This is a genomic window from Leptospira alstonii serovar Sichuan str. 79601, assembly GCF_000347175.1.
GTDB lineage: Bacteria > Spirochaetota > Leptospiria > Leptospirales > Leptospiraceae > Leptospira > Leptospira alstonii.
On record NZ_ANIK01000034.1, the window covers coordinates 96,004 to 107,798 of the forward strand.

Here is an 11,795-nt window from a genome sequence, read left to right on the forward strand (position 1 = left end):
ATAGAACCTTCCTAAAGGCATTTCTAAAAAAAGGGTTTATTTCTCAGGTTCCCTATTTACCCTTGAATCCTTACCGACAGCTTCTTTGTCGGAATTCCCAGTTGTGATAACGAAAGATACCAGGAGTTAAATGAAGTTTGATGGCGGAAAACCTAGCGCAGCTATTTCGTGAATCTGCGGAAAAATATCGGGACCTACCGGCTTTCTTTTCCAAGGATTCTAAAAAGGATTATTACCCTACGACTTACGGCCAATTGTATGAGCAAGGAATTCAACTTGCCGAAGCTCTGATCGAATTAGGCGTTCAACAGAAACAAAGAGTAGGTTTGTTCGCTGACAATCGAATCGAATGGATCATCGCGGATTATGGCGTGATCCTTGCTGGCGCGGCTAACGTTCCCCGTGGAACCGATGTTACGGATTCAGAAATCGTTTATATTCTCAATCACTCGGAAGTGGAAGTGGTTTTTATCGAAAACGATAAGATGCTCGAGAAATTCAACCGAAACAAGTCTCAGCTGACGAACGTGAAAACCTTAATTATGCTGGACCCGATGAGCAACGCTCCCGGCTTATTGAAGATGCAGGATCTGATTGAAAAAGGAAAAAAACTTCGGACGGACGGATCCAAAAAGGCGGAAGAGAGAGTCGCCGCAATCGATTCGGAAGACTTATTCACGTTGATTTATACGTCCGGAACTACCGGACTTCCCAAGGGTGTAATGTTGAAACATTCCAACATGATGCATCAGGTAAACTATGTAAGCCCGATGTTGGACATCAAATCGGACGCTCGCCTTCTTTCCATCCTTCCGATTTGGCACGTATTCGAAAGAGTCGTAGAATACGTTTGTCTCGGACTCGGCGCGGCGACGTATTACACGAACGTAAGAGATCTTCGTCAGGATTTGGCTACAGTAAAACCTACGTTTATGGGTTCCGCTCCAAGACTTTGGGAAAACATCTATAACGGAATTTATACCAGAATCAACGATCCCGCTCAAACTCCCGCGTTTCGCAGAGGTCTTTTTAAGCTCGCGTATTTCTTTTCCAGAAAGAAAAATCAAGCGCTCCGTTTTTTGAAAGGAATCGAGGTGGATTATACCGGAAGAAATCCGATCGTATCCTTCTTTTACGGAATTCTAATGTTTATCCAGCTTCTTTTAACGGGACCGTTCACTCTGACCTTTCTCGCAGGCGCGTTAGGCGCTTATTTCGCTGGAACCGAACTGTATTTTCTGACTTCTCCTCTTTACACCGTTGCGGGTTTGGCGCTTATTTTGAACAGCTTTACGTTGGACAAAATCGTTTTGGCTAAGATCAGAGCGGCTACGGGCGGTCAGTTAAAAGCGTCCATTTCCGGAGGCGGGGCGCTTCCGAGACACGTGGACGAATTTTTCGGTAATATCGGAATCAATGTTTTGGAAGGTTATGGTATGACCGAAACTTCTCCGGTGATTTCCGTCAGAACTTTTGAAAAGCTCATCATAGGTTCCGTGGGTGTGATCGTTCCAAAAACGAAACTTCAGATCCGCAATGATAACAACGCAGTCTTGACCGAAATCGACGAAAATGGAAACATCACTCAAGGAAAACTAGGATTAAAGGGAGTTGTCTTCGTTCAAGGTCCTCAAGTGATGAAAGGTTATTTCAAAAACGAAGAAGCTACTTCCAAGGCGATCGTGGACGGTTGGATGAATACCGGAGATATGGGAATGATCAATTTCAAGAAAACCCTAACTCTTACCGGTCGTGCTAAGGATACCGTGGTCCTTCTCGGCGGGGAAAACGTCGAGCCGGTACCGATCGAAAACAAACTTCAGGAATCCGCTTACATCAGCCAGTGTATGGTGATCGGACAGGATCAAAAGAATTTAGGCGCGCTTGTAGTTCCGGATTTCGAAAAACTTCAGGAATGGGCGCAAGAAAACGGGATAAATGAATCAAACAAAGAAAAATTGATCGAAAACCCGAAGGTTTACGATCTTTACAGAAAGGAAATCAAGGCCTTGAACAATACCAAAAACGGATTCAAGTCCTTCGAACAGGTGACTCCTTTCATCTTGATTTCGAAGCCGTTCGAAGTGGGCGATGAACTCAACAATATGATGAAGATGAAACGTCATGTGATCACGGAAAAATACATCGACAAGATCAAGAAAATCTATTCTACGAACCAAGATTAGAATTTTCTAATTTTTAATCCGAGGCCGACCTTCAGGTCGGCTTTTTTTATTTCTTCGGAGAATCTCCCGTCCTACCGATAGAATTTGTATGACCGGAACTCATCAACAAATTCAAAAATACTCGGTGTTTTCCCCTTTCGGACACGGAGATTTATATGCCCTTGACAATCTTTACCTTTCTCCGCTTAGAGAAAACGAGATTTGGGACTTTTCCAAAGTAACCGAATTTTCTTTGTTCAATCTGGGTTTTCTTTGTATGAGAGCGATCCTTGCCGATTATTGCGAGAGTAAGATTACCGTACAAGGCCTTAGTTCCGGATTCGTATTGGGGCTTTCCAAAATCGAAGAATTTGAAAACTGGAATCTTTTTCAAACCAAAGGTTTTATCCCGAAAGTGTTTGGAAAAAAATTTCCGATGAGGATGAGTTCGACAATCCACGAAATTTTGAACCCCGCTCTTGCTACGTACGAAAAAGCCTTGTTTGCAGAATGGGATCCGAAGGCGGTTACCATCGAAGGATGTTTTGAAAATCGGGAAATCTTGATCGCTGGAGTCGCTCTTCCCGAAGATGAAAAAAATCTTCCAAAACTTCTCAAAAACCTCATTCAAGCCGTTGCGGGAAGCTGCGGAAAATTTTACTTAAGAACGGACAAACATTCTTATCTTTGTCTGAAAAAAGAAAAAGATAATATAGGTCCGGTTTTCTTTCAGGAGAAGGAAAAGATCTGGAATTCTTTCGTATTTTTAATTTTGGAAATCGAAAAGTCTTAACTAAGATGTTTGCTAAAGAGGAAGGCCTCTATACTTTCGTAGTTTTCTTCTTCAGAAAGTTCTAATATCTTTTTAACGAGTGTTCCCGCCTGATGTAGGGAAATCGATCGGATGATCTTTCGAATCGGATTTAAGAACGGAATCGAAACTGAAAGTTCCCGGATTCCGATCCCGATTAAGAAAATCGTAAAGTCCGTATCGGACGCGAGTTCTCCGCAAATACTGAGAGGTTTGTCGTAATCCCTTGAAACTTCCACGATTCGGATCAAGGCTCTCAAAAAAGCGATATGATAAGGATTGTACAAAGACGAAACGTGAATATTGTTTCGATCCACGGCCATGATGTATTGAAGCAGATCGTTCGTTCCCACGGAAAAAAAGTCTGCTTCCCTGGCGATTAGATCCAAGGCCGCGACCGCTGCGGGAGTTTCGATCATCGCACCGATCTTGATTTTCTTATTGTATTTTTCTTTTTTGGCGCTTAGTCTGCGCTTACATTCTTCCAAGATTACACGGGTTCGAATGATTTCCGCCGGTCCCGTGATCATAGGAAGTAAAATACTCACGTTTCCGAAAGCGGAGGCTCGCAAAATCGCCGTTAGTTGTTCGGAAAACCATTCCTGGTTGGAAAGTGAGTATCGTATACCTCGGTTTCCTAAAAACGGATTTTCTTCGAGTTCACCCGTAGAAAACTTATCGGCTCCGATATCGAATGTGCGGATGATTACGGGTTTGTCCAACATTCCTTCCGCGATCGCTTTGTAAGCGAGGAACTGTTCTTCTCCGGAAACGTTGCTGTCTTGGTATTTTAAAAATAAAGACTCACTTCTAAAAAGCCCTACACCTTCGGCTCCGAATTTGATCGCCTGTTCGCAGTCGAGTTCGGTTTCAAGATTGCATTTGATCCTAACTCGGATTCCGTCCTTACTTACGGCTCTTATTTTTTTGGTTTCGCTTTCTTCCACGGGATAAGAAGAAGAGAATCCGTAATACTTCACTTCTTCCAGAGTCGGAAAGCGGACCGCGTTTCCGGACTCGGCGTCTAAAAAGATAAATTCGTTGTCTTTGACGTGTGTGGAAAAATCTTTCAGTCCTACGATCGTAGGAATCCCGTAGTTTCTGGCTAGAATCGCCATATGTCCTGTTTTTCCGCCAAGGTCGGTCGCGATTCCGCGAATGCGGGTTTTATCCATAAGAATCATCTGAGAAGGAGTGAGATCCCTCGCGACTAAGATCAAATCCTCTTTCAAACCGGAAAGAAAAGAGTCTTCTTCCTTTTTGCCGGCGAGGAATTCGATCAATCGATTGGAGACGTCTTGGAAATGATCCACTCTTTCCCGGAAGAATTCGTTCTCCATGGCTTTGAATTTTTCGGAGATTTCATGAGTTACGTTTTGCACGGCCAGAATCGCATTCTCTCCGAATTCCAAGATTCTTTTTCGAACCGAGGTGGCAAGACCCGGATCCGAACAAATCATAGCCTGTGTTTCTAAAATTTCCTGAACTTCTTTTTGATCCGGTCCGGAAGTTTCGAGGGAAGTAATCAGGATCCGTAAACTGTGGAGACTTTCTTCCAAAGCAACGTGGAACTTTTCTACTTCTTCTTCCTTTTCGGATTCGTGGACGTAGGTTCCCGTGAGAATTGTATTTCGTTTTTTTCCGGTTTTTAAGACCTTACCGTATAGTTTTCCTGGAAAGGCCGTAATTCCTGAAAAAACTATACGCTTGGAGGGGATCATTCTAGAACGAAGTTTAAACTCGACTACAGAATTCCCCAAAAGAAGAATCTGACAATTCTTTTCCGGGTCGGAAGCGAAACGTGTAAAATTCCGGTCTTATACCGACCGGAATCACAAAGTCGAGAAGTTTAGACGACTGCCACTTTTCTTTTGAATAGTGGGATTCTACGACTTTTGTATTTGCTGATCTCATCTCCGGTTACGCTACTCATCACGAGTTTAGCCATGGAAATATCCAGGGCATGTCCCGCTTTGGATGCGAGATAATGCCCAATAATCGGACGACCCGCAATGGAAATGTCTCCGAAAAGGTCCAAAATCTTATGACGAACACATTCGTTTTCAAAACGGAGTTGTTGGTTCAAATACCCGTCCTGGGTCAAGACGATCGCGTTGTCCAGGGAACCACCCATCGCGAGACCTCTCGCTTGGAGTGCCTCCACGTCCTTGAGAAATCCGAACGTTCGTGCCGGGAGAATTTCCTGTTTGATCGTTTCTCTGTCCAGGGAAATCGTAATGTTTTGTCCTTTGAGTAGGGGATGATTGAAGTCGATCGTGTAAGTTACTTTGAGTTCGTTGCTGGGGAGTAAAACAAGATATTTATCCCCGTCCACGACCCAAAGAGGATTTTTAACGTAAATCGGTTCTACGATTTCGGGATATTCTACGATTCCCGCCGATTCGAGCGCCTGTAAGAAGGGAAGCGAGGAGCCGTCCATGATCGGAACTTCCACTGCGTCGATTTCTAAAATCAGATCCGTCAAACCGAGCGCATAAACCGCAGCCAAAAGATGTTCCACAGTTTGGATCTTATGGAGTCCGTCTCCTAAGGTAGTCGCGTTACTTGTATCGACCACGTTGCTGAGTTCGGCGGATATCGAGGCTTTTTCCAAGCCTTTTCGGTATTCAAAAACGATTCCCGTGCCAGACGGCGCCGGATGAGCGATTAGATTCACTTCCTTTCCGGAATGAAGCCCGATTCCTTTGATTCTAACTGTATCTTGTATGGATTTTCTATATAGGGTTTCTTTCATAGTTTTGAATTTTCGATTTTCCGAAAGACCTTCTATCAAAAGACGGCCTGTAAGGATTCGAAGTTCGCTTTTGAGTTTGTTAAGAGAAAAAATCGGAATTCTTTTTCAAATCCGAGATTTCGTCTCCTTAGTCTATTAAGCAAACTCTATGCCAAAAGATCTATTAAAATCGATTTTTTTAGGCTTTCAAACCCGGTTTTCCGACCTAATCCGACATAATTTGAAATCAATTTCCCTTTTTCTGTCTCTTTTTTACAACTGTGTATCCCGAGGACCACGGTTATGGTCGCATTGTCCGGCCTTTTCCTGACGTCTTTTCCTAGGGCGCTACAGCTACACCTGACATCTGATCCCTATCCACTGAAAATCTAAAACGAACTTCACGTTAATCACTAAAAAAAAACGGATGTTACCAGGGAAGTTCCTCTCCGTTCTGATGAAAAAATTTTCCGGAGTTGCTTAAATTCAAGGACTCGATCCGTTTTATAAGACCTTGCGCGCTTTCGGTTGTAGGAATTCCTTGGCCTCCGGTCATCCGAGTCGCTACCATGCCCGGATGAAAGATTCCGACGGAGATTCCTTTCGCGCTTAAATCACGGGCCAAATTTACCGCGATCGCGTTCAACGCAGCCTTGGAAGCTCTATAACCATAATAAGAACCGGAATTATTGTCGGCGATCGAACCCATCCTACTCGTAAGGAAGACGAGTTTCGCGTTCGGATTTAAAGAGGAAAGCAAAGCTTTCGCCATTTTGAGAGGCCCCAAGGCGTTCACTAAAAATTGTGTGTAAACGTTTTCCTCATCCAAACTTTGCAGGTTATCGGGAATCAAAATTCCCGCATTGTTGATAAGAATATCAATTTTCGTATCGAGTAGTTTGGCGGATAGATCTCGAATCGAGTTCGAATTCAAAACGTCCACACCGTCCATGATGCGAGTCGGTTTTAAACGAATCAAATCTTGGGAAGATTTTCTACATACGGCGAAAACTTGATCTCCTCGAGAGAGAAATTGTTTGGTGAGTTCCAGACCGATTCCTCGATTGGAGCCGGTAATCAAAACGTTTCTTTGAATCATTCTTCCTCCAAACTAAGAATGAAGAGCGGTTCTGAAAGTACTTTTCCGATTGACGTTTAAGTCAATTTATTTACATTGCATCATCTATGAATTACGAGATCATTCACAAACCTTCGTATTCTTTTCTGAAAGTAAAACTTTCTCCGGGCCAAACGATCAAAGCCGAATCGGGGGCTATGGTTTATATGACTCCGGGTATCAATGTGGAAACGAAAATGGGGAGCGGATTTCTTTCCGCAATCTCCAGACGATTTTTCGGAGGAGAATCTTTTTTCTTCAATATCTTCAAAGCACCCGCTGCAGGAGCGGAGATCGGTCTTGCTCCCGAACTTCCGGGTGACGTAGTCGGATTGGATCTGACCGAGACGGGACTTTTCGTGGAAGCCGGGGCTTACCTTGCATCCGATGAAACGATTACGATGAAACCGAAGTTCGGCGGGCTGCGTTCCTTTTTCGGAGGAGAAGGGGTTTTTCTTTTGGAAGTTATGGGAAAAGGAAAGTTGTTCTTAAACGCCTACGGCGGAATTCTTCCGATCGACGTTCAAGGATCTTATACGATTGATACGGGACACGTCGTTGCCTTCGACAAAAGTCTTCAGTATAAAATCGCAAAGGCCGGAGGAAGTTGGAAGTCCACTCTTTTCGGAGGAGAAGGTTTGGTGATGGAATTTACGGGGCACGGAAAGGTGTTGATTCAAACGAGAGTTCCATCGGGTTTTCTGTCCTGGCTCACGGGTCTTCTTCCTAGTTAATAAAAAGGGAATATTATGAATATTGAAATTCTTAGCAAACCATCCTACAGTTTTGCGAAAATTCTTCTGAACGGAGGGGAATCGATCAAAGCCGAATCCGGCTCCATGATGTCCATGAGTTCGGGAATTACGATCCAAACCCACAAAGCGCAACAAGGCGGATTTTTAAAAAGTTTAAAGGCGGCGTTCCTCGGAGGAGAATCTTTCTGGATGAACACGTTTACCGCTTCTTCCGGAAACGGAGAGGTTCTGCTTGCGCCGACTCTTCCCGGAGACGTGGAAAGAATCGAGTTGTCCGGAACGGTGTACGTTCAATCCAGTTCCTTTCTCGCTTCGTCGCCGAATATAGAAATGGACACAAAGTTTCAAGGACTCAAAGGATTTATCAGCGGAGAATCCTTATTCTTCCTCAAACTTTCCGGAAACGGTCCTCTGTTGATTTCGAGTTACGGAGGAATCGACGTGTTGAACGTGGACGGAGAAATGATCGTGGACACGGGGCATATCGTCGCATTTGACGAGGGTTTAAATTACGAGATGACTAAGTTCGGGGGTTGGAAGTCCTTTTTTCTGGGCGGGGAAGGACTTGTGGCTCGTTTTAAAGGGAAAGGGCGCGTTTGGATTCAATCCAGAAATGTTCCTTCTTTGGGTAGTTGGTTTAGAAACCAGTTACCTCCGATCAAAAGATAAGGGAGCAGAAAATCGTGAAACACGAAATATTATTAAAACCTGATTTTCCAATCGTTCAAGTTCAATTAGAAAACGGAGAATCCATCCGAGCCGAATCGGGCGCGATGGTGGCGATGAGTCCCGCCATAAAGATGGCGACTAAGGCCGAAGGCGGAATCTGGGCTTCCGCCAAACGCGCGTTACTGAGCGGCGAATCCTTTTTCCAAAATACGTTCAAAGCCGAAGGTGGCAAGGGAACTCTTTTTTTGACAAGTGCGACTCAAGGTGATATCGAATACCGTAAGATGAACGGAGAAGAACTCATTCTAAGCAGAGGCGCATATGTCGCGGGTTCCGAATCTCTTACGATTGATAGTAAGTGGGGTGGATTCAAAAGTTTTTTTTCCGGAGAAGGTTTGTTCTTTTTGAAAGTAAGCGGAGCGGGAGATCTTTTCTTTTCGAGCTTTGGGGCGATTCATACGATCGACGTTAGCGGCGAGTATGTCGTGGATACGGGTCATATCGTAGGTTTTGAAGGAACTTTGAATTATACGATTCAAAAAGTCGGGGGACTCAAATCTCTTTTCTTGAGCGGTGAAGGTTTAGTGGCCGTGTTTTCCGGAAGCGGAAAGTTGTACATCCAATCCAGAAACCAAAACTCGTTTGCTGCTTGGGCCAATCAATGGAGAAGAGTGGAAAAATCCTCATCCTCAAGTTGAGTCCGTTATAATCGTGTTTTCTAAAATAGAATTGGGCGCATGGTCGGCGGATCTTTCCGATAAAAAGAAATCTTTTGAGAGTTCCGACCATCAGGCTCTCTACTTCGGTCAATAAATTTCAAACCTATCTATTTCAAAAAAGGACCGAATCACAAATTTATTGATCCTGTCGAAGCGCCCATAGAAGAAAGCGAGACGCTTTAGTTGTTCATCGATCCTTTGCGCGGTGATTTTCTAAAACGTCAAAATGGGATTCTTACCCGAAAAACAAAATGAAATCCATAAAATCGTAATATTAGAATCATAACTTTACTCACAAATACGGTAAGGTCATTCCTATCCGCAAAAACCGGCCCCTAAAATCAAAGAACGACTTGGAAATCGACCTTTGACTTAAGAACTCCGTTTATATGTACTTCCAAGGTATGTTTTCCGGGAACGTGGACTCGGGTCGTCATCTGTTGAAACGATTGTTTCTTTTCGTAACGGACCGATTCATTCGGAAGGAAAAGCCTTTCTTCGATTTGAAAGACTTTTTTGGACGTCTTTCCGGAAACTTTCGCATATTGAATCTTGTATTCGATTCTGAGACGAGTTTGTCGCGATTCGTCCGATTGTACCGTAAAGTCGAAAGATAGGCTTTCACCGATTTTGACAGTCTTAGATTTCAATTTGAAATTTAGGATTTTTGCATTTACTTTGGAACCAAAGCCGAAAATTTTAAGGGCTCTTTGATTTCCCGCTTTTAAAAGACCGCGTAACGCGTGTTTTAAAAGTGTATCCCTTTCTTTTGAAAACCCGATCCATTTTTCCGCAATCTCTAAAACTAAATCCGGATGGTCTTTGGAAATATCGTTCAGATGGTTGGCGACGCTTCTACGCACCACTTCATCCTCGTCGTCTTTCAGATTTTCCAGAATCGGAAGAGTTCTCCGAGGATCTTGTTTTAGACCCGGAATTCCCATTCCCCAGGGAAGTCTAGGTCTACTTCCTTCGGAGGATAATCTACGAACGCCAGAGTTCTCGTGTAAAGACCATTTCAACATTTGTTTCCAGACGAGTTCCGGATGTCGGATTAAAAAAGGTCGAATCGAAAATTCGCAAGAAATCAATTTGGTAATTCTTTCGATCGCTTGCATGGATTCTTTCGGGTGATCCATTCCAAGAATTTCTACGACGTCGCCCAAAAAGATCGTAAGAAAAACTTCCTTTCCTTTAAAGGATTCCTCGAACGAATCCGTAATCTTAAGCAAGGGTTCCATAGTTTTTGGAAACGGCTTCGGCAGGGCTTCCGCCAAAATTTCTCCGATTCTGCGAATCCTTTGTTTCAGTTCGAGTCGCCTCCAGTCTTTTTGTTTGAATCTTCGAATCCATTCATCCCGGGGAACGGAAGGAAGTTCCTCCGAAAAGGAAGTCGCAATTCTTTCCAATACATTTTTTGAATATAGATCTTTGAGTAATTCGGCCATATAAGAAATTCCGGAAGTCTTTTAAAAAACTTTCTTTTAGTTAACGTGAGTTCGGCATAACAAATGCGAAAGCGATTATATGTTGCGACCCATAGGAAGCGAACGCATTGAGTTTCTTATTCGCCCAAATTTTTTTATGCCGAACTTACGTTAGTTAACAAAATTTCGTTCTTTTTCATAAACGCAACCGTTTTGTTTTAAGGGATTTTCGCATTAGGGAGTTTCCCTATGGACATTTTTCCGTGAATTCGATAAGATTTATCCATATTCGATGGGTCTAATTTTTTAGGAGGCCTTTGTGGACGCTAACGCAAAATTCTTCTTCTATTTCGGGTTATTGGGAATGATGTTTTTTTTATCAGCAGGTTGTTATACCGGTCCATATCGACACTACGACGATTGTCGCACAATGGACGCCGCATATTCTCAGAATTGTGATCGATATATCAACGATTACGGTTATCGAAATCAACCTTATCCGTATTATTATGGAAATAACCCTTATTACGGTGTTGGAAATGGCGGCGGAGGATATAAACAGAATCCTTTTCATGTTCCTTCCGGTAGATTTCACAATTTCGCAAGACCGTCTAAATGGAGACTTTAAGAGGCGATTTTTACATTAGAGTTGTTGAAAAATTCAATAGTCGCGATTAACAAAACTGCTTCAATTGTCCATTTCAAGGAAACAGAAACAAATGGAGAATTAATTCTTCAACAACTCTATTATAAAATTGATACAGTATATTAAAATTTATGAATATTTTATATTTCGTTTGAAGTCGTTTTAAGGACTTATTTTAATTTGTTGCGATAAACTGTAATAATTTTGTTGAAGTTTTTGAAATCACTCAGAAAAAAAATTAGGTCGATTGTCATTTTATTATAAAACTTGTTCTTAAATTTATCAAACGGGACCCGAGTTTGAAAAAGAACCCTAAGCAATTCTCCTCTGTATGAATCCGGAAAAAGTATTTTCGATCGAAACAATTTGGAGTTGGAAAGTTCCAACTACTATCAAACTAACTTCTTGCCACTTGAAATGTGGGAACTCACACGTTTTAAGGGATCATGAGTCAGAAATTAGATTTCAGGACTTTACAAGGGAAGAGTTGAAAAATTCCACCCCTCTCAGACTAACCTCTCGTCACTTGAAATGTGGGAACTCACACATTTTAGAGTGACACCTATGATTCAAGAAAGTAGGAACACTTACAAATTAGGTTAAAGTTTTTTTAGAAAAAAGAGGTAAACTTCTTCTTTTGCCGGTTGAATTCGATCCGTTCCAATACGTTCCGAGAACCGTATTTGGTATGGGAACTCTATTACTTAATTCCGATTGTAAAATCAGTTCGACTCTTGGGGAGAATCGTTCCG

At 42.7% G+C, this 11,795-nt stretch carries 10 protein-coding genes; 6 read left to right on the forward strand and 4 right to left on the reverse strand.

The window, feature by feature from the left end:
* Positions 1-140 precede the first annotated feature (140 nt).
* Together LEP1GSC194_RS08260 and LEP1GSC194_RS08265 are read left to right on the forward strand one after the other, a co-directional pair.
* Positions 141-2,186 carry an AMP-dependent synthetase/ligase gene (locus LEP1GSC194_RS08260; RefSeq protein ID WP_036041790.1) on the forward strand — a complete coding sequence of 682 codons (2,046 nt, stop codon included), beginning with the start codon at positions 141-143 and terminating at the stop codon, positions 2,184-2,186.
* 88 nt (positions 2,187-2,274) lie between these two features.
* The gene (locus tag LEP1GSC194_RS08265) at positions 2,275-2,958 is read left to right on the forward strand and encodes an LIC11631 family protein (protein ID WP_020773123.1); all 684 of its coding nucleotides are present in this window, start codon (positions 2,275-2,277) and stop codon (positions 2,956-2,958) included.
* Here LEP1GSC194_RS08265 and ptsP read toward each other — a convergent pair.
* The 3 genes from ptsP to LEP1GSC194_RS08280 form a co-directional block, all read right to left on the reverse strand.
* Entirely contained in the window at positions 2,955-4,697 is a 1,743-nt protein-coding gene (gene ptsP / locus LEP1GSC194_RS08270; RefSeq protein WP_051185256.1) for a phosphoenolpyruvate--protein phosphotransferase, read from the reverse strand. The two genes, LEP1GSC194_RS08265 and ptsP, sit on opposite strands and share 4 nt — an antisense overlap.
* Positions 4,698-4,825: 128 nt before the next feature.
* Positions 4,826-5,731, reverse strand: coding sequence for a UDP-3-O-acyl-N-acetylglucosamine deacetylase (gene lpxC / locus LEP1GSC194_RS08275; RefSeq protein ID WP_020773127.1), 906 nt, complete (start codon positions 5,729-5,731; stop codon positions 4,826-4,828).
* A gap of 409 nt (positions 5,732-6,140) precedes the next feature.
* A complete protein-coding gene (locus tag LEP1GSC194_RS08280) occupies positions 6,141-6,809 on the reverse strand; it encodes an SDR family oxidoreductase (protein WP_020773170.1) in 669 nt (222 codons plus the stop codon).
* A gap of 86 nt (positions 6,810-6,895) precedes the next feature.
* Between LEP1GSC194_RS08280 and LEP1GSC194_RS08285 the strand changes: the two genes are divergently transcribed.
* The 3 genes from LEP1GSC194_RS08285 to LEP1GSC194_RS08295 are packed head-to-tail and all read left to right on the forward strand — an operon-like array spanning position 6,896 to position 8,949.
* Positions 6,896-7,561, forward strand: coding sequence for a TIGR00266 family protein (locus tag LEP1GSC194_RS08285; protein ID WP_020773090.1), 666 nt, complete (start codon positions 6,896-6,898; stop codon positions 7,559-7,561).
* Positions 7,562-7,576: 15 nt separating this feature from the next.
* The gene (locus LEP1GSC194_RS08290) at positions 7,577-8,251 is read left to right on the forward strand and encodes a TIGR00266 family protein (protein WP_020773121.1); all 675 of its coding nucleotides are present in this window, start codon (positions 7,577-7,579) and stop codon (positions 8,249-8,251) included.
* A 14-nt stretch (positions 8,252-8,265) separates the two neighbouring features.
* Positions 8,266-8,949, forward strand: coding sequence for a TIGR00266 family protein (locus tag LEP1GSC194_RS08295; RefSeq protein WP_020773133.1), 684 nt, complete (start codon positions 8,266-8,268; stop codon positions 8,947-8,949).
* A gap of 362 nt (positions 8,950-9,311) precedes the next feature.
* Here LEP1GSC194_RS08295 and LEP1GSC194_RS08300 read toward each other — a convergent pair whose 3' ends face one another.
* Positions 9,312-10,418, reverse strand: coding sequence for a DNA alkylation repair protein (locus LEP1GSC194_RS08300; RefSeq protein ID WP_020773131.1), 1,107 nt, complete (start codon positions 10,416-10,418; stop codon positions 9,312-9,314).
* 298 nt (positions 10,419-10,716) lie between these two features.
* On the opposite strand from LEP1GSC194_RS08300, the gene LEP1GSC194_RS22225 reads away from it, so the two are divergent.
* Positions 10,717-11,025 carry a hypothetical protein gene (locus LEP1GSC194_RS22225; protein WP_036041793.1) on the forward strand — a complete coding sequence of 103 codons (309 nt, stop codon included), beginning with the start codon at positions 10,717-10,719 and terminating at the stop codon, positions 11,023-11,025.
* Positions 11,026-11,795 lie beyond the last annotated feature (770 nt).

Coding starts and splice junctions, on each gene's coding strand:
- LEP1GSC194_RS08260 (WP_036041790.1), top strand. CDS start 141: ATGGCGGAAAACCTAGCGCAGCTATTTCGTGAATCTGCGGAAAAATAT.
- LEP1GSC194_RS08265 (WP_020773123.1), top strand. CDS start 2,275: ATGACCGGAACTCATCAACAAATTCAAAAATACTCGGTGTTTTCCCCT.
- ptsP (WP_051185256.1), bottom strand. CDS start 4,697: ATGATCCCCTCCAAGCGTATAGTTTTTTCAGGAATTACGGCCTTTCCA.
- lpxC (WP_020773127.1), bottom strand. CDS start 5,731: ATGAAAGAAACCCTATATAGAAAATCCATACAAGATACAGTTAGAATC.
- LEP1GSC194_RS08280 (WP_020773170.1), bottom strand. CDS start 6,809: ATGATTCAAAGAAACGTTTTGATTACCGGCTCCAATCGAGGAATCGGT.
- LEP1GSC194_RS08285 (WP_020773090.1), top strand. CDS start 6,896: ATGAATTACGAGATCATTCACAAACCTTCGTATTCTTTTCTGAAAGTA.
- LEP1GSC194_RS08290 (WP_020773121.1), top strand. CDS start 7,577: ATGAATATTGAAATTCTTAGCAAACCATCCTACAGTTTTGCGAAAATT.
- LEP1GSC194_RS08300 (WP_020773131.1), bottom strand. CDS start 10,418: ATGGCCGAATTACTCAAAGATCTATATTCAAAAAATGTATTGGAAAGA.